Origin of the sequence: Stieleria sedimenti (assembly GCF_025060895.1) — a bacterium.
GTDB lineage: Bacteria > Planctomycetota > Planctomycetia > Pirellulales > Pirellulaceae > Stieleria > Stieleria sedimenti.
The window spans coordinates 1-19,867 of the sequence record NZ_JANZKV010000323.1 but is presented as its reverse complement, the minus strand read 5'-3'; the positions used below and the strand labels follow the sequence as shown (position 1 = coordinate 19,867).

The window sequence follows — 19,867 nt, the reverse complement described above, 5'->3', positions numbered from 1 at the left end:
TGGTGCTGCTGGGCGCTTACAAACTACGAGCATTCGAGTTAGCCGACGAAGTGGCGTTGTTGACGTACAAGTTCACGAGCGGATTCCCCCGTGAAGAACAATTCGACCTCACTTCCCAAATGCGCCGGGCGGCTGTGTCGGTGCCATCAAATTTTGTCGAAGGCTGCGGACGTGATTCTGATGCCGACTTCGTTCGGTTCCTCGACATGGCGTACGGTTCACTGCGCGAACTCGAATACCAAACGTCCCTTGCCACTCGACTTGGATTCGCACCCGCCGAAAGCGAGCTACCGGATCGACTTATCGAAACATCGAAAGTCCTTGCGGCCCTGATTCGCTCACGTCGGAAACCTAATTCCTAACCCCCTAACTCCTAATCCCCTGGCATGGCGCGGGAGGGAATCGAACCCACAGACATTTCACAGAGGTTTGAGCTCCGCCGCTTTACCGGTTTGCGTACCGCGCCGTTTGAATTGAAAAAGCGTCCCCGATCGCATTTGAACCGACGACCTCTTGCGTGACAGGCAAGCGAGCACTCCGCTGCTCCACGAGGACGATTGAATTGGAAAGTACGGGTACTCGGATTCGAACCGAGACTGGGCCACACCGGATTCTCAACTCAACAGTCAGGATGGCTGGATTTGAACCAGCGGTCTCGTGCACCCGAAGCACGCGGATTGCCAGACTTTCCCACACCCTGACAACAATCTGTAGGTCATGCTGTGCATGACGATCAACTTCCGTCATGCACAGCATGACCTACAAGAGCGCCCAGCGAGAATTGAACTCGCGTCTTCTGCATGGCAAGCAGATGGGTTACCACTACACCATGGGCGCAAAATGCATCACAACCAAATTGTCAAAGATCACGGATGCGCGAGGCATCCAAGAGCACCGAGCCGGAATCGAACCCGCATTGCCTCGTTACGACCGAGGCGTCTTGCCGTTAGACCATCAGTGCTAGTTTTCAGTGGGACCGGTGAGATTCGAACTCTCGCCTACACGACGACCAACGCATCGTGCGTCGGTGCCCGAAGTCCGTCATGCTGCCAGCTACACCACAACCCCATGAATCGATCAGGGGTATCCGTTTCAATCGCTGAAGCATGTTGGGTTCTCCTTCGTGTCGTTGTCGTAAGTGGTAGCCCTGGGAATTGAACTCAGCGCAACTCGGTTATCAGCCGTGTTTGGGCGACCAGCCCTCGACTACCATGTTGTTTCCATCTAAGTCGGACATCTCGGAGTCGAACCGCCCGTCGCGGAGCGATCCACAGAGGAAACACTGTCTCCTGCTTCCAAAGCAGGCGTGCTTCCATCTGCACCTGTATCCGATGTGTGTTGCCGATTCCGTCGGCGCATATCTTCCTTGTCAGTGGGCCGGGAGGCGCTCGAATCCTCGTCTGCGGTTCTTCAGACCGCCGCTAGACCGTCTCAGCTACCAGCCCATGTTGGGTTGTTGTTGGCGTTGCCCGATTTGGACACGAAAAAAAGGCTCGATGCCTGTGTGACACCGAGCCTTCATGTAGAAAGCAATTCGCTTTATGCGAGTGTCAAGTGAGCAATCGATACGGGGAATTACCGGGCTGGAACGTATTGGCTAAGTGATCGTTTTCACTGGCCAAAGCGCTACCGCCGAAGGCAATTCCTTCGTGCATCCGTTCGAGTCGACTTGATTGCTGTTTGGTAAACATCGAACTGAAAAACTCTTGCTCGCTTCTCTGGGTGTGACTTGTGTGGACCAGCGTCAGCCGGCTTTGGGGTAATAGACGCTGTTGCCTACGGATGGTTCGCGAAAAATCTCGTTTCTTGTGAACCAGTGCAAAACTAGATGCGCTGGGCCGCGAGATTATTTCATCGGCCCAAAAACAACTTTGCCATGAGTCGCACAGAAGTCAAACGAATTCGATTCGGCTTTTGTACTCGCAGGTCGCAAGTTTTATTCAGATTGCATTTTACGAAGTTTCTTCACGGCAGCGGAGGTGCCTGAGATGGTGGGCTGCGTGTGCCGCGTGGATCTCCAAGATTCTTTCGCGTGGCAATCGGCCGAAGGCGGGATGCGGAGCGGAGCTGCCGGAATGATTTGCAAATCGCTCGACACTGGCAGCAAATGCATCCACTTCTGCAGCATCGTCCAGATTGTTCGGCGGCACGAATATCGGTGAGGTCCGGATTCCGCGAGGTGAATCGCCGCTCAGCAACTTCGGCAGCAGTAGTCGCCGTATCAATGGCCGCAACGGCGCAAACAAAGACATCCAAATTGGATAGCCATCAACGCTGGGATCTTGCACCAAAACCAAGTGCCGGCAGATTTGTCCTAGCCACCAGTTTCCGTGCCGGACATAGCCGCTGGCCAACAACTGCTGAGCGTCATCGACGGCAGACCATGAAATGCGGTTCGTTTTCGTTTCAAGGTGCTCTTTCTTTCAAACGGGACTCCGAAAGAGCAGTGACTGCATATCGGACTCAGAGCCAAGCGAACTCAAGCTGGATAGAGCTTTCCGACGGTTTCCATGGGAAGGAAAAGCCGCGACTTCATTTTCGGTAGCGAAATAAATCCGAAACGTTCGTAGAAATTAGCGGCCGTTTTGTCTTTCGCATCAACTACAACAACTGCGGCGGCAATGTCTTCCGCAGATCGAATACATCGAGACAAGGCGTCTGCCAGCAGTAACCGCCCAAGTCCAGGATGGCCTAAATCGCGAGCTAACCGCCCAATCAAAATACCAGGCACCTGGGGATAGCGAGGTAAACGCTTCGCCGCATCGTCGGGCAGGCCACTTAGCTCCACCGACGTAGCGCACAAGGTGTAGTAGCCCACGACGCGCTTCGGTTCGTCGGAGGGAACAAAAACGAATACGGCTGCAACTTTACGTTTGACATCTTGGCTGGCGAATCGCACCAAGTAGTCGTTGAGGACTTCGACGCCGCAATCAAAGTCCTTCCGATTGTGCTTCTTAGTCAGTGCCTCGCAGGCGTATTCGCTCACCGACTGATCACCTTCTTGCGATGTTCTTTCGCAGCGGCTCGCAACTCTTTGTTCGGCGACGGCGATGACAACAGTGAATCGACAAGCGTACGGCTTTGGATTCGGTCAAGCTGAATCCGCTCGTGCTCTTCTATAACTGCCTTGGCGGCTTGCTCTGCGTTGCCCAGCACGAAATCGGACACACTTCGGCCAAGGTAGGCTGCCGCGCGCTCAATGAGCGTCTTCTGCTCCGTCGAAAGTCTTGTCTCTATGCGGGCGGATTTGGGTTCCATCGCTAGCTCCCGGGTTCGGATTGTCATTACCAATCCATTGTACGGCAGAATGCCGTACAATGCAAGCTGTTTTCGCAGTGCGAACAGTCATCTACGGCCAGAAACACATTCACCGAGCCGGGGAATATGCCAGGCAGTGAATTTCTTTCTGAATTCATTGATCGCAGGAGAATTCGGTCCCGACGACAGCATTTACTCACAGAGCGACGCATTTTTGAAGCAACCGAACGTCGTTGCCCGAGCAACTGAAATCTTCATCGAACGACTGCGGACAAATCGTCAGGGCGAAGTCCTCAATCACGATGAAGCGGAACAACATGCGACTGATTTTGCGTCAAAGCGGAAGTGGACGATCAAAGGGATGGTCGATCTCTACTTTCTTGTGTTCATTCACATTGAGACGCGACGCATCTGGGTGTCGCCATGCACTGCAAATCCAACCGGCCAGTGGACGAGTCAACAAGCCCGCAACTTCCAGATGCATCTCCAGGACGAGGGCCTGACTTGTGAGCTTCTACAGCGTGACCAGGACACGAAGTATGTCGACGAATTCGATGAAGTGTTTCGCTCGACCGGATGCAAAATCAAAAAGACGCCAGCCAGATCGCCCGTTGCGTCTTGAACGACAAGAAAGATGGCGGCACAGAGGACGAGCAGCCCCAAAGATTTGCCGCCGGCTGCCAGACGCGAAAACTTGGCTGATATTCCGATCGTCGTAAAGAACACCATCAACAGCGTATCGCGGATGATCAGGTCAAACACAATCTTCGGGCCGCCGAAAGTTGCGATCAATGCAACGGCGATGCTACACAGAAGTCCTCCCGTCACGGCAATTGGAATGCTGAACTTGCGAAGCAACGAAATTTTCTGCGTGATCACATTGCCAACCGCGAGAACCAAAATCGCCAGGATAATGATGTCCGAACCTTTGACGACAATCTCATTCATTCGTTATTCCTAAGCAGACGCGTGCAGACGTGACCATTTTTGCATCCCGGTGAAAAAGGACGTGCGTAGACGGCCGGCGACTTTTATTCTCCTCCAAACACGGTACGCCACAATTGGACGGGCTCCCGGATTCACTGACACCAGCACCGACGATCTCGCCCACGATTGCCGCCGTCGTTTCGGCGTCACCGCCGCACTGAATGATCGTGGTGACCGCTTGCCGGAGGTCCTTCGGATGAGAAGCCAGGAATAGCGAAGCGACCATCGGCTATCTCGAAGGTCAGTGGGCTGATATGGTACCCACCGTAGTGGACGAGGTGACGAGTCCCTACACATATGATCATTAGTACTACGATGCGAGTGACCGACGGTTTTCGTAGCGATCCAATTTGCGGCAACGCGACCGCTCGCGTCGTACACCTTCATGTCGATCGGCTTGCAGGTCTGATCGGTGCGGGCACGTTGATTGGCGATGAAGCCACGAACCTGCTCGTCGAGCAACCGGGAACCAAGCGTGCGAGCGAGATCGTGCTTCTCGGTGCCCACTACGACACCGTTATCCTCAACACCTGCTGCCAATGACAACCCATCCGCAGTCTCGGTCATGCTGACGCCCCACACGACGCCGTCGTGATGCCGATCAGAGTCAACGCCACGGAGTCGGCCACCGGAGCAGGCTTCGTCATGCCGGAAACTCGCGTCGGTGTCTAGCACCTCCTGCAGTTCGAGGATCGCCTGGAATGCTGAGGCTGGTCCAACCGAAGCGCTGAAAGCGGGCGTTTCAATCTGCGTCCGGCATTGGACAGAGTGCGAATTAGCGATCTCCACTCCGTGGCCGGCCTACCTCTATACTGGCTCCCTTCTCCCCCTTCGATGAAAGCGAGTCGTGCTCGCTTTCATCGAAGGGGGAGAAGGGCTGGGGATGAGGGGGAAAGCTGGCGATACTGACGAACCATAGGGGCAGCATGAACCGAAGACCTCGACGGGATCCAGAGGCTATTTCATTCGCCCGCGATCAACGGGCCCGCGGAAACGAGTTTGCTCGAGATGTTTGGCAGATGCTGCGCAATCGCCGGTGTCGAAATCAGAAGTTTCGGCGTGAATACGCAATTCCACCGTATACCGTCGACTTCTGTTGCGTGGCCTTGAAGTTGATCGTTGAGGTTGATGGTGAACCTCATCAGACCAATGAAGGCCGGCAGCATGATCAGCGTCGCGACCGGTATTTGGCCGAGCGAGGATATCACGTCGTGCGGGTTCTTGGTTACGAGGTCTTGAGGAATGCCGTTGCCGTGCGGCGCCGGATCGAGCAGGTAATTGATGAGCGGATCGAAGGACGTGCCCCCTCATCCCCAGCCCTTCTCCCCCGCAGCGAGAGCGAGCACCACTCGCTCTCGCCGCGGGGGAGAAGGGAGCCAGAATGAAGGAGTGCGATCGCACCGAACAGAGAAAACGCGATTTCTTCGCGCAGTCGGTTGCAACGACCGAAGCGGCGGAGCACCCCGCCGAAAACGCATCGGTGTCTGGAAAAACAGAAACACCGACGCGCCGAAACGGACAAACCGTTCTATCGTCCGATGAATCGCGTTGTATATGCACACCTGCGTCGGATCCAGTCTCCCGAGTGTGTTCCGAAGGAACCGATATTTTCTGGCGGGACCGCAAGGCCGAATGCGGTATTCAAACAGCTTGTCGCACTCGCAGGGATCCGAGATAAGATCGATATCGAAACAGGGATCGTGCAAGACTGGTCGCTGAAGGATCTTCGCAAGACCTGCGCCACGTTCTACGACGAGCACATGCCCGAATCGTCGATCGAAATCCTCGGTCATTCAGTAGACGGAGTCACTTATCGGCACTACGCTCACCGCGACCCGTTGGCGTTCAAAGCAATCACGACAATTCCACAACCTTCCGCTTTCATGGCACTGCCACACGGAATCGAGGGCGAGTGCCCCTGCTGTCGACGGAAGTTCGGCGGTGAATGACATTCCGGTCGATGAATCCGGGGTGTCTGTGGCGGTGGCAGTTGCATCGCGTCGGCATCATCGATTTCGCGACACCGACTCGAATTCAGCGGGGGCGCTCCGCCGCGGACGTCGATACAACGTCCTTACGTTCGCTAAGCTGCAATTTACAGGGGGGCGTTCGATGGCAACTTCTGATCCAGCTCTCCGCGTAATGGCTATACTGATTGGAAAGCTGAAGTTGGTTGGTGCCTCGGCTTCACCAAACGATTGCTGTACAAGACGACGCGATCGTTCGACACCAAAACGAAGTGGATCAAAGGACAACTAGTGATGCGAGGAAGAGTACGGGTCACGCTCATTGTGTTTGCTTTCTTTTATTCTGCGGCTACGTCGGTGGCTGCGACGCCTACACCTGAGGAAGTGTTGGCTGGATTCGAGGACCGAGTGGATGCAGTGTTCAGGGCCGAAGCAGGCAAACCGCTCGAGCGGGCGAGGAAGCAGCCGCCACTCAGTAAAGGGCGTGGGGCTTATATTCGCGCTTATTCGTACTCCATCGTGGCGTTCGCGGCTCGTTGTCTTTATCTCGACGAGAGGCTCGACGAAGCGAATGCAGCGCTCGTGGAAAATGCTCATTTTTACCTCGACAATCCGCTCACCATTACCGACCGTGACAGTTTTCATTGGCACGCTGAAATCGTGCTGCGGTTGCTGGAAATGTATGGCCCTCGTGCCAACGTGCGTCCTGGCCGGATCACCAGCGAGACCGAAGCAATCTTGCTGGAGTACATGTGGATTTACACCAAAAAGTGCTCGTGGCTGGGGAAGGCCGAGTTCGAGGATTCGAAGACGTGGCATATCTACTCGTCGGAGAATCACCACTCGATGGACTTCACGTGCCATTGGCACTTTTCGAAGTATGCCAAAGACCTGCCAGAGTATCGAGACAAGCGATGCGATGATGATGCATTGTTGTCGGAGCACTATCGCGTCTGGAATGAGTACTTCGTTAAATATTGCCGCGAGCGTGCCCGTCGGGGAATTTGCGTTGAGATGCGAAGCGATGGCTACAACTCGACGTTGATCAAAGGCTTTTACAATTTCTACGACTTTGGCGACCCCGAGGTCAGCAGGCATGCCGGCATGTTGCTCGATCTGTATTTCGCCTATTGGTCAGAAGAACAGATCATGGGACACATGGGCGGCGGCGGTTCGCGGATCAAGGGCAACAACGCATTCACGCAGAACCGTAAGCACGGCAACGCCCCATTGGCTTGGTTCTATTTCGACATCGGCCAGCCGCCGGAACTCTACGGCCACGATGTTGGCGCCATGCTGAGCCGCTATCGTCCGCCTGCAGTCGTGGTAGATATTGCTCGCGACACAGAAGGCCGCGGCACTTACGAGATTCGTCAACGAGTGCCAGGTCTCGGCGAGCAGGGAGACACCACGCCCCATATGGATCGCCCGGATCAGTTTCCGAACAAACTTAACACCGACAGCGGCGGCATTCTGCGATATAGCTACTGCGATCCTGCATTTATTTTGGGCACGCCGATGACTGAGGCCCGTCCACTATCGGATTGGGTGAAGATCAGCAGCCAAAGTCGCTGGCAGGGAGTGATCTTTCGCGGCGAACATGATCCACGCATCGTTCCAGTTCCCCGTGCTAGCGACAATCTCGTCGCCTTCAATCAGTTTTGGTCGGTGCAAAGCAAGGGAAGCTTGATAACTCAGAAGCTCAAGACAAACAAAGGCGCGGCCGAGATGATGGTGTGGATGTCGGCCCAGGGTTTGAGCAAGCCTGTACGCGAAGATGGAATCGTGTTCGTCGAAGCCCAAGCAGCCTACGCGGCGATTCGTGTCGGCCGCGGCGACTTCCAAATCGTGCAGCAGGTTCTGGAAGGAACGAAAGAGGAAGGTAGCAAATACCGGTCACCGCCGGGCTATATCGTGCTGCCCGACGACGAGTACGCACCGGTCGTATTGGAGGTGATGGCGAAGGACGAGCTGAAAGACTTCGCAGAATTCAAATCGGTGGTGAGTGATTGCCAGCCGAGCCTTCAGGATACGACCTTTCGCTACGAAACCATTTACGGCGACGTACTTACCTTCGATACCAGTTACCAGCAAACGCCAACGATCAACGGCCGGCCGGTCGACTACGCACCTGAAAAGGTATTCGATAGCCCGTTTCTAAACGCCGATTACCAGGACGGTGTCGTCACCATCAGGAAAGGCGACAGAAAAAAGGTTCTCAACTTTGAGTCGCGGTGAGGCGAAGTAGCTTTGCAGTGATCCTCGAACTGATGAGGATGTAAATTTTTCCTCGCCGATCATGCGAGCGTTTACCTACAGAAGTTGGACAATTCGCTAGCTCGAAGAAATTCAGCGTGGGCGCGGACGTGGTGCAGACCGAAGCGGGTTTCAGCCGTCTTCGTAGCGCGCACCGGCGGCCGACGCCGGAGCAGGCATGGGATTTTCCAGGCACCGACGCGAGTTCGCGCGCTCAATCGTGAGGCGGTTGCATCGACCTCCGCGATTTAGCTAAATCAATTCGACGCAGTTTCCCTCGAATGTCGGACTATTTTGGGGTGAATGTGCAGCGAATCGGCTGCGGTAACTATTACGCCCGCTCAAGAGCATCTTGGACGCGGCAGTGGCTTCTCTACCCGGACTGCCCTAACGCTGAGAGACGCTGAGACTCGAAGACTGTGTTGGGACTGTCAGTTGACTGGCGTTGGAGTAGGTCAGGCCGAAAAGTAAGGTTCCGATCAGGAGAACGCACGCCGCACCGGTGATCCGCAATCCGGAAGTGAAGCGAGCCCGCCGAGGATCGCCAGCCTTCATCCGGCGGAAGGCGACACGCCTGCCGAGGATGGCGAGCACGCCGATGCCGGACATGGCGAGTGCCATTCCCGCGGAGATGGCAGCGACCATCAGGATGGCAGGAAAGAGGAGGTCGTTGGCCACGCCGAAGAGCAGCACCAAAAGCGCGCCGGTGCAGGGAACGACTCCCACCGCGAGGGCGAGCCACGTGCCCGCACCCTTCTTTTCTTGCTCAAGCGCGGCGCAGGCGAGGCAGTCGTGATGAACATGATCGTCGTGGTTGTTACCATGACTTTCGTGATGGTGATCATGACCGGCGTGGGCGTGATCACCCGTTTCAGATTCCACGCTTTTCCGCGATTGTCTCGAGGCCTGGATGGCACTGCGCAACATCACGGCTCCGATGGCAATGATCAGGGCGTAGCTGCCGAGGCGGATGGCGCGGTAGTCCGACGGTGCCTGGCCGGTGGCCTGCCTCACCGCAAAATCCATCACCAGCACGACGATGATCGAGGACAGGACATGAAAGACCGCGATCAACACTCCCATCCTTAAGCCTTTGCCCAAGCTCCCTCCATCGCCAACAAAGTAGGAGATCACCACCGCTTTGCCATGGCCGGGACCAAGCGTATGCACAAGACCGTAGCCGAAGGCCACCAGGATCGCGAACCAGAACGCTTTCGTGCTGCCATCGTCGCGAAGGCCGCTCATGGCCTGAGTGAAAATCAGGGAAACCTTCGCCTGCGCTATTTGGAACCAGCTGTGCCCTGCAAAGGCACTCTCGGGAATCAACACCTTGGCGAGGTCGTCCGAATCGGCCGCTGAGTAATCGCTGATAACATCGGTCGCCATGGTGTAGGCGACTTTCACCTGCATGCTGCCATCGACGAGGAACAGGTCGTAGCTCGCCGGTCTCACTTCGATCGTTCCTTCGATCCACACCGGGGAGAATTGCCCTCGCGGTTCCATCCCGCCGGGAACCGAGATGTGGATCATCTGATTCGGAGGCGGCGGAGGCGTGTGAATGCAGGCACCCACCCAGGGGACGAGCAGGAATTCCGTAATCTTTTCCGCACCCGTCCCGAGTGGCAGGACATAACCGGCGAGTCGCACCTGCTTGCCGTCCAGGGTGCCGTTGACCGCTGCCATCGCGTGCGTCCGTTGGGCGACGATCTCTCCGCGCAAAGCGATCAATCCATCCATGTCGATATCGTCCTTCTCAAGCCGCCTTACGGCGTTGGAATGCTTCTCCATTTGCTCTGGCGTAATGTCCACGCCTTCCGACTGTAGCTCCCGTATTCTGGAGGCTATCACGAGGTCGAGTTTCTGTTCGGAGGTCAACTCGAGAAAGGGATCGCTATCGATCTCAACTTGCGGGACGAGATTTCTCCACGTGATTGGCTGCACCTTTTCAGTGGAGGCCGCCAAGTCGATGCCGTTAGTGAACGTTTGATGGAACGCATTCACAGCGCTATCATCGCGCAAATCTTCCCTTTGATCGACGGTGTTGGCATCCAGGGTCCAGCCGCTGAACATACGCGACTCTCCATCGAGGATGAATATGGTGGCATCGCTTGCTTCGACACGCAGCAGGCCCGAGACTTGAACCGGCACATAGAGAGACTGGCCCTGCGGATCTTCTTTCAACTTTACCCGCACGAGTTCGTTCGGCGGAGGCGGCGGAAGATGGCTGCACATCCCCACCTGCGAGACCAGATAGCCGTAGTAGGTGCCATCTGGGGCCTGCGGCGCGGGGATCAGATAGCCCGACAGCTTCACCTCGACCTTGTCCAGCGCGGGGTTCGTGGCCATGAGTGCGGCCTTCCGCTTCTTGGCGACCTCCCAGCGTTGGGCGATCAGCTCATCGACGTCGTAACCGTTGATCTCAAGCATGTCCTTCGCCGCGGTGCGTCGGGCTTCGAGCCGGGCACGCTCATCTTCAGGGAAATCGTCTTGCGAGAGTCTCTCATCCACCTGAAGAATGAGCTTCAACTCATTCAGCAGTTGGAACCCCATGTCTCTGTAGGGATCGTCGAACACGACGGCCAAAGGATCCGCAAGGTCTGAAAACTCGATCTCTTCCGGGGCAGCAGACGACCTGGTAGCGGCCAGCATGGCCGCCACCGCAAAAACGAATCCTACGAACCGCATATTACACATTCCGGTATGAGTGTGACATGATCACTTTTCGACCTTCTCTGGGAAGGCACCCGTGAAACCAGATGGCAAAGGCATACCGGTCGAGAATTCGGCATTCCACGACTCTTCCGAGATCGGCTCGAAGCGCGGTTTGGCTTCGGGTTCAAACCGGATCGGCTGACCAGGAAAAACCGGAAGCTGCACATCGTCGCGCACAACCACCTGACCGTTGACGATCACTGCTTTCATGCCCGTCGAAGGGATAGCGCCCTTTTCGTAGGTTGAATTGTCCGTGAAGAGTTCGGGGTCAAACACCACGATATCGGCAACCATGCCAGTCTGGATTCGGCCACGCTCTTGCATAAACTTGAGACCGGTATCGCCCAGATGCTTGGCAGCGTTGTAGCTGAGAATCGACATCAACTGCATCATCGGGATGTTGTTTTCCCGACCGAGCCGAATCGTAGCACCTCGGGCGCCAGCCGTGCGGGGATGGGTGCCGCCCAGCTTTTCCATCGGGTAATCCCACGGGGCGTCGTACGGCGTGGCAGCAACCGCATCGCTGGCCATGGTCACGCCTTTCAACGTCAGCCACTTCACCTGGTCTTCTTCGGGCTGCTTGAAGATGACGATCGGTCTGGTCGGTTCGGATGCGACGGTGGACTTGTAGGTCTCCAAGGTATAGTACTCACCCGTGACCGGATCCAGCATGGTATCTTCATAGCGTTTGCCAAAACCGTCGATCCAGCTCTTAGGCTCCAGGAACGAAGCATTGATCGTGGTGGAACCCGCAGCGTAGGGATAGACTTCACCCCAAATGTTGTGGCCCTGTTCCTGAAGTCTGATGATCATTTCGTGTGCCAGCCGCCAGCCGTCGTTGTTGAAGTGCAGGACGATCGCCGGGGCGCTAAGCGCTAGAGCGTTGGCGACGAGTTCCTGCGCGCCGTTGTTCTCCGTGGTGTCGGTGCCGAGCGTATAGCGGGTATGTGCGCCGGTCGGGCGGCCATAACGGGCTCCGACTTTCTGCACCTCGAACATCTCGCGTGAGGAGACACCCTCTCTCATGTAGCCCACGGTGCTGCCGACGCCCACGGCGCCAGCCTGCAGGCCCTTGTCAAGCTCTTCGAGAATCGCGTTGCCCTGTTCCAGGGTCGGGCGAGTCACGCTCCAGCCCGTTTTCTTCCGGGTTTCTAAAGCGGCTACGGGGCCGTCTTTCAGGTAATCGCCGTCTGACCCGTCGATGAACATCGCGCGGGCAAATTCGTGGCTGACCGCAATGCCATAGTTGGCCTGGGTTTTACCGGCGCGATCCTCATACCAGCGCGCGACATAGGATCCCGCACAGCCCATCTCGAAATCCATGCTGCTGGTCAACCCGTCGCGCAACCCGAGGGAATAGCCGATCGGCATTTGAAAGTGGAAATGGGTGTCGATGAAGCCCGGTGCCACGATATGGCCGGTGGCATCCACCGTCTCGGCACCTTTGAGTGGTTTTTTGCTGATCGTGACGATGCGGCCGTCCTTGATACCGACATTGGCGACATCGTCGAACAACGTTTCTGGGTCGATAACGCGCCCGTTGTTGATGGCGACGTCGTAGTCCTGGGCCGAAAGCGTAGCGCCGCCGAGAAGAGCAGCAGCGAGAATCAGTAAGTAAGTTTTGAGTTTCATCGAGAAGTCTCAGTGAAATTGAATAAGTTTTGGGACAACGGTCATTCACCTGCCAACAACGAAGTAAAGCTCAATGAGCGGATTGCGGCAGGGTTCAGGCGCTCGGCCAGAACGAACTTGCGGTTCCGAGTGCTGGATTGCGGCATGGGTTGTGTTCTTTCTGATCAGACCTGCGTCTGCTGTTGGTTGGAGAAAGCGACACCTTCGCAGCGTCGGAGATTCGAAAGATCAGGAGTAGGCGCCAGCCGAGTACGTCAACTCATCACTGTGGCTATAGAGTTCGAAAACAATTCCGAAAGGATCTTCGACATAGACCAGCGTCTGGCTAGTCAACGCAATGGACACGGACTCGCGCACGGTGAACTCATCCGTGACTTCGCGGCGCACGGTCATGGTTGGCCTATCGATCGGGCTCCGAATTAGGTTCTGCGGCGTTCGAGCTGGCGTCGCCCTCAGGATCTTCCAATCGAATGAGTTTCCAGGTTTGTCGATCATCGGGTCCGAAATGGACCAACACCGGCGTTTCCTCTTCCGACAAGTTAAAGATTCCTGTCTCCATTATCACATCTTCATTGGTGCCATCGGCTGACCGCCATGCTGCACGCTGAGTTTCGGCGTCCACCATTCCTTCGAGCGGATGTGAAACGCCCGTGACTTCATTGAAGAGGGTTCCGGCTATCACGCCGGTTTTGGTCACGGCTAACTGGATCATCATCGTCGAATCGCTGACATCATCCTGGATGATTGAGAAGACCCCTAGCGGCAACCATTCCAGATCCTCCGCCTGGTCTTCGGCGATTTCGGGGACGTTGGATGCAAGCGTATCGACTTGTTCAAAGTACTGCTGCGTTGTTACCGATTGATCGTTGTTGATCGTGACCCTATCGCCGACGTACTGAACGGTTCCGCCAGAGCCATAGGAATAGGTCACCGGCGTTGACCAACGGTAGGGCAACCATTGCGAGAGAGCGACATAGGTGACCGGTCGCCACCAATTCCACTGCCCTTGCCCAGGGCGGTACCATGGGTGCCAGACGGGCTGGTAAGCTGGCGGACGCCAGTTTGGTGGACGATAGCCGGGCGGTCGATAGCCGGGCGGTCGATAGCCGGGCGGTCGACTCCCCGGTGGGCGAAATTCAGGTGGCCTTCCTGTCTCTGGTCGATCGGGCCTGTCAGGTCGATCTGGATTTGGTCGTTCAGGAACTGGTCGCTCGGGAACTGGTCGCTCGGGAACTGGTCGCTCGGGAACTGGTCGATCGGGCCTGTCCGGCGTCGGAGGCGGAGTTGGCCGATCGGGCCTACCAGGACGGTCAGGATTCGGTCGATTTCCGATACCTTCGCCGGGCGCGGTGCCGGGACGATCGGGTCGGGAGGGCTTTGTCGAGGGTTGCGCAGGCCGAGTCGTTGCGGGCGGCTGCACCGGACGAGTTTCCGGTTGAGACGGTCGCGCAGGCCGAGTCGCAGGAGTCGTTCCAGGTTGAGTAGGTTGTGCTGGGCGTGTCGCTGGTCGGCTGGTTTCTGGTAGCTTTGCGCCCGGCGTATACCAACTCGGCATGAAAGGACGCTCACGGCCGGAGCCGTAACGATCTTTCAGCGTTTGATTGATTTGCCCGCGATCGATCGGACGACTTGGCAATGTCGATGGACTTCCCGGCGTCGGGCGGGTTGTGCCCGGCCGAATGGAAGGCAGCGAAGGTCGTGCGCTGGGACTTGGCCGTGTGATTGAAGGCCGAGTAGAAGGTACCGAAGGCCGCACGCTGGGACTTGGTCGAGTGACGGAAGGCCGAGTGGAAGGCAACGAAGGCCGTACGCTGGGACTTGGCCGTGTGATTGAAGGCCGAGTGGAAGGTACCGAAGGCCGCACGCTGGGACTTGGTCGAGTGACGGAAGGCCGAGTGGAAGGCAACGAAGGCCGTACGCTGGGACTTGGCCGAGAGACGGAAGGCCGAGGTGCTGGTCGCGAAATGGACGGGCGGCTCATCGACGGAGTACGGCTGAAGCCACCACTTGGACGTGATATCGAGGGAGCTCGACTTCCACCCCGGCCGCCTCGCTGCGCGTTTGCGGTTGTAGGCATCAGCAGACAACAAACCAGGACCGAAGCGCAGGAGCTGCGAACGAATAGTTGTAATTTCATTTTCTCACCTGTTTCCTCAGACCTGTTTCCTCAGACCTGTTTTTGAATCGACGACTCGTCATCAGTCCGCGCATGCCTTGCTTGCCTCGGGTGAATCCGTCTCCGAACCTTCGACCGGTATCTCAGATGCGCCATTTTCCACTGACTCCGACGAATCAATTACACGTCTGACAATCGAAGGCGGCAGGGCCGGTTGAAGTTCACCATTGACCTCGCGCGAGACCGACTTCCACTCAAATGAATCCTCGTCAATTTTCGTATACACATTGATGGCCGATGCGGTCGAACCGTCGACCAGCGTAAACGAACTTCGCGAGAGCCAACGACCGTCGACATAAGTCCATTCAGCTTCGCCACGTCCACCTTGCGAGTCGAATGTCCATGATCGAAGAGACTGGGTTTCTGGGTCTTTGCCGATGACCTGGACCCCACTTAGCACCACGTTTCCATCCTGGTCCGAGGAAGAAAACGCGTTCTTCAAAAACCCGCCGTCGCCAACAAGTTCGAATTGAAATTCGACGCGACCGTCGTCCGCGTCATCCGCCCAGTTCCCGACCAGCCATTGCAGTCGCTTCAGCGTCACATTCGCGTCTGCACTTGCGGGATATTGTCGATCGCTATTTGCGTTCTCGACCAACTCGTTATCTGAATCTTTCTGTGGCGCGGCGTCGCTGTCATCTGTAACAGCATCCGCTGCCAGCGTTTTCGCTGCGGGAGTACCAATTGGATGCTCTTGCGCATGAGACGGTGGGCAAGTACAGGCGAGAAGCAGTAATGCGTATGCAATTCGTTTCATGATTGATCCTGTAAATTGTTTTGCTTGCTGGAGTGTTCATGGAACAATGCATCAATCTCGCTGCTGTTCACTCCGCCGCGACTGCCAATGAACACAATCCGGGACCTCGGGGGTTCCTCTTCCCAAAGCTGTCCGACGGTGATCGCGGCGCGGCCTGAGATCGCCTGCAGCATGTCGACAAGATCGACTTTATTGAGCACCGCGACATCCGACGTTTCAATCACGAAGTACTCCGGTGGTTCGTAAGACCCCGGTTCGTTCTCGGGCAATCTCACCGCAGCCTCTCGTGCAGTGGTAGCGGACGCCGCGGAAAGAGCAGAAACAACCGAACTCGCGGCCGCAGCCCTTTTGATGAAGTTACGACGGGAATTGGAGAATATTTCTGTGGCTTGATCGGACGCCATCTTTTATTCTCGAGTGATAAGTAGTACGTGATGGACTGGCAAACTGCTTGATTGCGAACTCGAACGCTGAAAATTCGTTGATTCTGTTCCCAGTGAACATTCAACCGTCAACTTCGACCTCGTCGCCTTTTCCAACGCGCAGGCTTACCCCCCGCCTATTCTATTGGCGAGGGCCGCGTGAATGTAAAATTCGAGTGTCTTTTCTCAACTAAATCGATATGCAAAAAGCGCAACCGATGGCTCGTACGGCTCAAAATCAGTCCGACCGATTCGCCACCGAAACGCGGCAGTTTACCGACGTCAGCGAAATGACCGAGGCTTACCGGGGCCGGGCTGACGTTCGATTCATCCAAACGGCACGGGGCAGCGTCACGGCGAAGTCCCGACTGACGTCAATCGGCCCGTTGCAAATCCAACAGTTTAGCTGGACCGGCAAGCTGATCACCGAGGCTGCAAACGCATCGAATCGGACCACCCTGTTCATTCCCGAGCCGCAGGAACGTCCCACGTTCATATCTGGCGAACATCTCAACGACGCACAAGTCATGCTGTACGGCCCGCACAGCGAGCATTTCGGCGATATGTCAGGTCGTAGTCGAGCCACGCAATTGTTTTTGCCCGAGGGAATGCTTGAGCAAGCGATCGGGGCGCGTCTGCAAAACGATCCGATGAACCTGGCATCAAAACGCCGACTTCTGACTCCCGGGCGTGTCGCGATGCATTCCCTGCGACAACTGCTCGTCGAGCTGACTCAAATCATTGATAACGACGAGGATGCAGGAGTCGAACCCGTCTGCACTTCGTCGTTGATAAACAATCTAGTCGATCGCATTTCCGAGACTCTCTGTCGCGATTCATCGCTGGCTTCGACGACGCAGGATCAGCTTCACGCAAGCGGTTGTCTCTTGTCTAGAGTAAGGAACATTTTCGAAGCGTCTGGACGAGAGTCGATTCAGCTCTACGAGTTGTGCAAAGAGCTTGGCGTCAGTGCACGTACGCTGCAAATCGCTTTCAAGCAGGCCTACGGCATTTCCCCGATGCGATACCTGAAACTTCGCCGGCTCCACGCGGTGCGTCAGCGTCTGATCACATCATGTGTGGATGACGTCAGTATCAAAAGAGCAGCCCTGGAAGGCGGCTTCTTTGACCGAAGCCGTTTTGCAGAAGACTTCAGAAAACTATTTGGTCATCTGCCTTCGCAGACTCCAAGAGCCTGACACAAGAGCAAAGCAACCGGCCTCAGCTTTGGCCGTTTCGAGCAGGGAGTGCGTTCGTCGGTAGAGATCAAAGATCTGCCGGACGCGTTCGGCTTCGTGGGGCACGACCACAAGCTTGGTCTCCTCGATCGTAAATCCGAAGACTGGGACACCGCCGCACCATTTGCCCTTGCGACGCGTTGCCGCGATCTTGTCTCGGGTGCGTTCGCTGATCATCTCGCGTTCGAACTGGGCGAATGAAAGCAGCACGTTGAGAATCAACCGGCCCATGGAGCTGGCGGTGTTGAACTGCTGGGTGACGGAGACGAAGGCGACGTTGTGTCTCTCGAAGGTTTCCATCACGCGGGAGAAATCGAGCAAGCTTCGACTGAGCCGGTCGATTTTGTAGACAACCACGCAGTCGATCTTTCCGGCTTCGATATCGGCCATCAGCCGTTTCATGGCGGGCCGCTCCAGGTTGCCGCCCAAGAAGCCGCCGTCGTCGTATCGTTCTTCGAGACATTCCCAGCAGCACTTCGCAAATGCTGCGTCAACTCTTGAACCAACATTTCTATCTTCGCGGTACGCGACGATCGACGTGGCTGCGGTTTGGGCTTTGGCAATTCCGATTCACAGAACTCGCCGAGGCGATCCTCAACCGCTTCCCCATCGAGTCGCAAACCGTCTTCTGAGAACTCGACGATGTCCTGAATGCCAATCACCAGGTTGGGAATCGCCGCTGCAAGTCTTTCTGCTGAGCTGGACATCGGCACAGACATCACCGATCGTTGTCGTCGACCAAGCTGTTCGACGAAAGGATTGAATCGCTGGCTCGACGAACCGCGCATTTGACTCCCGGAGCGCGTCTTCGAGAACAAGGTCTCCGAGGACGGTGTGTTCAATCAGGCACTCTCTCACCTTGGCTTGTCTCGCAAACTCAGGCGCTGCGTCACGAATCGCGATAGGCGGATTGAACCGCAAGAGAGCGAGATCGTTACGATAGTCCGCTGCAATCACCTCAGCTTGTTCCGTAAGGTTTCCCGGAGGCGGACTGCCCGCCGCTCCGAAATGCACGGTGACGGGGCCGGCATACGGTAGCACGTGGGCGCAGGTCAAAACGTACCCGCGGCTGTCAAGAATCATGCCTGTTCCAAAGCCACTTTCGCTCTTGATAAGAACAACGGCATCCTGGTTCTTCGCGATTTCGGTTTTCGACTTCGGTATCGGAGGGTCGCCGCCAGGGAAGCAATCAAATGAGCCAACCGGTGCTTCCTCATGTGGCACGACTACCCGATCCAACGCCAACCAAGGTTCCTGGTCGCCTTCTGGTGAAAAGCGAAACGGTTTACCGCGCTGATAAAGTCGTAATCTCTCACGATATTTGTGGACCTCCCGTGAAGAGCAAAGCTCGACGGCCTTACGTTGCGTTTCCACCGCCTCATCAAATCGCTCAAGTTCCGCCAGGGCGACAGCCCGAACACTCAGGCACCATCCGTTCCGCTGGAGTGAGATTTCGCAAGCCTGGTCAGCCAATGCCAATGCTTTTTTGCCATCGCGCTGAGCGGGGTCCGCGGAAGCTGAGTAAGTCATAGAAAGATTTCCTAATGCCCAGAAAAATCGCGGGTCCAGCTTGGTCGCGACAGCAAAGTCTTCTCGAGCCTCGTCCATCTTGGCAGTCCGCATGAAGAATGCGCCGCGATTGGTTCGCGGAGAGGGATCTTTACCGTTTGCCGTAACCAACTTGTCAAACGCCGCTCGAGCATCACGAAAAGACTGCTGCGATGCCTCTAGATCGCCTTGTTTCGCTTGGATCTCTCCCAGAAAAACATGGGCTCGCGGAGGAGTCATTTCAGCTTGCAGCGTCTTGCGAAACTCATCGGCTGCTTGATCCAAGTCACCCGCCGCAGCCCATGCTTCACCCGCGATCAGATTCACATTCACCGGCGCGTCCGGAATCGCCGCCAGTGGTGTGATTGTACCAATGGCGTTCTCGTATCTGCCTCGCAGCAATTCCAATGTGGCGAACATTTGCACCTGCCCGGGATCGACGAACGGAGGCATCATCGACGCGCGAAGGTGACGGTAGGCTGAGTCGAGTTCTCCAAGGTCGAAAACGCTCCCCGCACTACATCCAAGCTCAACTTGACCAAGTTCGAATTTGGAACCGGGCTCTTGCAGGATACGATCTTCAGCGGCGCTCGCGAGGTAGTTCCCACCACCCTTCGTCGGGACTGGTCCTGGAGAGCGTGATACAACAGCCCGACGTTCAGTCTTCCGACCAGGCCATCCCCCATGATTACCCCATTGCTCCAGAATCCAGTGGTGCGACTTCGCCAGCCGTCTTGCCTGCCGTCGAAGTATGGAAGCCGCAAAATAGAGTTATCTGTGACGAACCCGTACTTGCTGACGGCACAATTCTTAACGTTTCAGAAGGGGTGCCCATGGCAAGGATCACACTGGTCCGCCCGAGAGGTCTTGCCGGAGTCGAATAGATGACGCAACCCTAAGTTCCAGTTTTGCAC

19 protein-coding genes, 6 tRNA genes and 2 pseudogenes are annotated in these 19,867 nt (G+C 56.3%); 7 read left to right on the top strand and 20 right to left on the bottom strand.

What is annotated here, in order from left to right; translation table 11 throughout:
- Positions 1-2 precede the first annotated feature (2 nt).
- On the top strand, positions 3-362 hold the full coding sequence (locus tag NZK35_RS32225) for a four helix bundle protein (protein ID WP_259636637.1): 360 nt from the start codon (positions 3-5) through the stop codon (positions 360-362).
- 25 nt (positions 363-387) lie between these two features.
- Here NZK35_RS32225 and NZK35_RS32220 read toward each other — a convergent pair.
- The 11 genes and pseudogenes from NZK35_RS32220 to NZK35_RS32170 form a co-directional block, all read right to left on the bottom strand.
- Positions 388-466: transfer RNA gene (locus tag NZK35_RS32220), tRNA-Leu, on the bottom strand.
- Positions 467-482: 16 nt separating this feature from the next.
- Positions 483-555 (bottom strand) — tRNA-Asp (locus NZK35_RS32215).
- Between the two features lie 71 nt (positions 556-626).
- A tRNA-Pro gene (locus NZK35_RS32210) sits at positions 627-700 on the bottom strand.
- 66 nt (positions 701-766) lie between these two features.
- A tRNA-Gly gene (locus NZK35_RS32205) sits at positions 767-837 on the bottom strand.
- Between the two features lie 53 nt (positions 838-890).
- Positions 891-961: transfer RNA gene (locus NZK35_RS32200), tRNA-Thr, on the bottom strand.
- 412 nt (positions 962-1,373) lie between these two features.
- Positions 1,374-1,445: transfer RNA gene (locus tag NZK35_RS32195), tRNA-Phe, on the bottom strand.
- Positions 1,446-1,952: 507 nt separating this feature from the next.
- Positions 1,953-2,390 carry a DUF1569 domain-containing protein gene (locus NZK35_RS32190; protein WP_259636639.1) on the bottom strand — a complete coding sequence of 146 codons (438 nt, stop codon included), beginning with the start codon at positions 2,388-2,390 and terminating at the stop codon, positions 1,953-1,955.
- Positions 2,391-2,479: 89 nt separating this feature from the next.
- Complete coding sequence (locus NZK35_RS32185) at positions 2,480-2,986, bottom strand: GNAT family N-acetyltransferase (RefSeq protein WP_259636636.1); 507 nt, start codon at positions 2,984-2,986, stop codon at positions 2,480-2,482.
- On the bottom strand, positions 2,983-3,258 hold the full coding sequence (locus NZK35_RS32180; protein WP_259636635.1) for a type II toxin-antitoxin system TacA family antitoxin: 276 nt from the start codon (positions 3,256-3,258) through the stop codon (positions 2,983-2,985). The genes NZK35_RS32185 and NZK35_RS32180 overlap by 4 nt, the downstream gene beginning before the upstream one ends.
- 456 nt (positions 3,259-3,714) lie before the next feature.
- Entirely contained in the window at positions 3,715-4,206 is a 492-nt protein-coding gene (locus tag NZK35_RS32175) for a sodium/glutamate symporter (protein ID WP_259636634.1), read from the bottom strand.
- Positions 4,207-4,321: 115 nt separating this feature from the next.
- Positions 4,322-4,453 (bottom strand): annotated as a pseudogene (locus NZK35_RS32170) (ADP-ribosylglycohydrolase family protein); the annotation flags it as partial.
- 107 nt (positions 4,454-4,560) lie between these two features.
- Between NZK35_RS32170 and NZK35_RS32165 the strand changes: the two are divergent.
- The 4 genes and pseudogenes from NZK35_RS32165 to NZK35_RS32155 all read left to right on the top strand — a co-directional run.
- Positions 4,561-4,816 (top strand): annotated as a pseudogene (locus NZK35_RS32165) (M28 family peptidase); the annotation flags it as partial.
- Positions 4,817-5,171: 355 nt separating this feature from the next.
- A complete protein-coding gene (locus tag NZK35_RS35060) occupies positions 5,172-5,630 on the top strand; it encodes an endonuclease domain-containing protein (RefSeq protein ID WP_407699867.1) in 459 nt (152 codons plus the stop codon).
- A 153-nt stretch (positions 5,631-5,783) separates the two neighbouring features.
- Positions 5,784-6,194, top strand: a complete 411-nt coding sequence (locus tag NZK35_RS32160; protein ID WP_259636633.1) for a site-specific integrase — start codon at positions 5,784-5,786, stop codon at positions 6,192-6,194.
- A 249-nt stretch (positions 6,195-6,443) separates the two neighbouring features.
- The gene (locus NZK35_RS32155) at positions 6,444-8,450 is read left to right on the top strand and encodes a hypothetical protein (RefSeq protein ID WP_259636632.1); all 2,007 of its coding nucleotides are present in this window, start codon (positions 6,444-6,446) and stop codon (positions 8,448-8,450) included.
- Between the two features lie 405 nt (positions 8,451-8,855).
- Here the strand turns inward: NZK35_RS32155 and NZK35_RS32150 are convergent, their stop codons facing one another.
- The 4 genes from NZK35_RS32150 to NZK35_RS32135 form a co-directional block, all read right to left on the bottom strand.
- A complete protein-coding gene (locus tag NZK35_RS32150) occupies positions 8,856-11,117 on the bottom strand; it encodes a HoxN/HupN/NixA family nickel/cobalt transporter (RefSeq protein ID WP_259636631.1) in 2,262 nt (753 codons plus the stop codon).
- Between the two features lie 66 nt (positions 11,118-11,183).
- Complete coding sequence (locus NZK35_RS32145; RefSeq protein WP_259636630.1) at positions 11,184-12,812, bottom strand: amidohydrolase family protein; 1,629 nt, start codon at positions 12,810-12,812, stop codon at positions 11,184-11,186.
- A 228-nt stretch (positions 12,813-13,040) separates the two neighbouring features.
- Positions 13,041-13,205, bottom strand: a complete 165-nt coding sequence (locus NZK35_RS32140) for a hypothetical protein (protein WP_259636629.1) — start codon at positions 13,203-13,205, stop codon at positions 13,041-13,043.
- Positions 13,206-13,212: 7 nt separating this feature from the next.
- On the bottom strand, positions 13,213-13,743 hold the full coding sequence (locus NZK35_RS32135) for a hypothetical protein (RefSeq protein ID WP_259636628.1): 531 nt from the start codon (positions 13,741-13,743) through the stop codon (positions 13,213-13,215).
- A 92-nt stretch (positions 13,744-13,835) separates the two neighbouring features.
- Between NZK35_RS32135 and NZK35_RS32130 the strand changes: the two genes are divergently transcribed.
- The gene (locus NZK35_RS32130) at positions 13,836-14,297 is read left to right on the top strand and encodes a hypothetical protein (protein WP_259636627.1); all 462 of its coding nucleotides are present in this window, start codon (positions 13,836-13,838) and stop codon (positions 14,295-14,297) included.
- Between the two features lie 80 nt (positions 14,298-14,377).
- On the opposite strand, the gene NZK35_RS32125 is transcribed toward NZK35_RS32130, so the two are convergent.
- From NZK35_RS32125 to NZK35_RS32115, 3 genes are all read right to left on the bottom strand, one after another.
- Positions 14,378-14,899 carry a hypothetical protein gene (locus NZK35_RS32125; RefSeq protein ID WP_259636626.1) on the bottom strand — a complete coding sequence of 174 codons (522 nt, stop codon included), beginning with the start codon at positions 14,897-14,899 and terminating at the stop codon, positions 14,378-14,380.
- Between the two features lie 111 nt (positions 14,900-15,010).
- Entirely contained in the window at positions 15,011-15,745 is a 735-nt protein-coding gene (locus NZK35_RS32120; RefSeq protein ID WP_259636625.1) for a hypothetical protein, read from the bottom strand.
- Positions 15,742-16,020: a hypothetical protein gene (locus NZK35_RS32115; RefSeq protein WP_259636624.1), complete on the bottom strand. Its 279-nt coding sequence runs from the start codon at positions 16,018-16,020 to the stop codon at positions 15,742-15,744. The genes NZK35_RS32120 and NZK35_RS32115 overlap by 4 nt, the downstream gene beginning before the upstream one ends.
- 365 nt (positions 16,021-16,385) lie before the next feature.
- On the opposite strand from NZK35_RS32115, the gene NZK35_RS32110 reads away from it, so the two are divergent.
- Positions 16,386-17,366 carry an AraC family transcriptional regulator gene (locus NZK35_RS32110; protein WP_259636623.1) on the top strand — a complete coding sequence of 327 codons (981 nt, stop codon included), beginning with the start codon at positions 16,386-16,388 and terminating at the stop codon, positions 17,364-17,366.
- Here the strand turns inward: NZK35_RS32110 and NZK35_RS32105 are convergent.
- Both NZK35_RS32105 and NZK35_RS32100 read right to left on the bottom strand, forming a co-directional pair.
- Positions 17,328-17,834 (bottom strand): recombinase family protein, encoded by a 507-nt coding sequence (locus NZK35_RS32105; RefSeq protein WP_407699866.1) that lies wholly within the window; start codon positions 17,832-17,834, stop codon positions 17,328-17,330. The two genes, NZK35_RS32110 and NZK35_RS32105, sit on opposite strands and share 39 nt — an antisense overlap.
- A 165-nt stretch (positions 17,835-17,999) precedes the next feature.
- Entirely contained in the window at positions 18,000-19,409 is a 1,410-nt protein-coding gene (locus NZK35_RS32100) for a serine protease (protein ID WP_259636622.1), read from the bottom strand.
- Between the last annotated feature and the right edge of the window lie 458 nt (positions 19,410-19,867).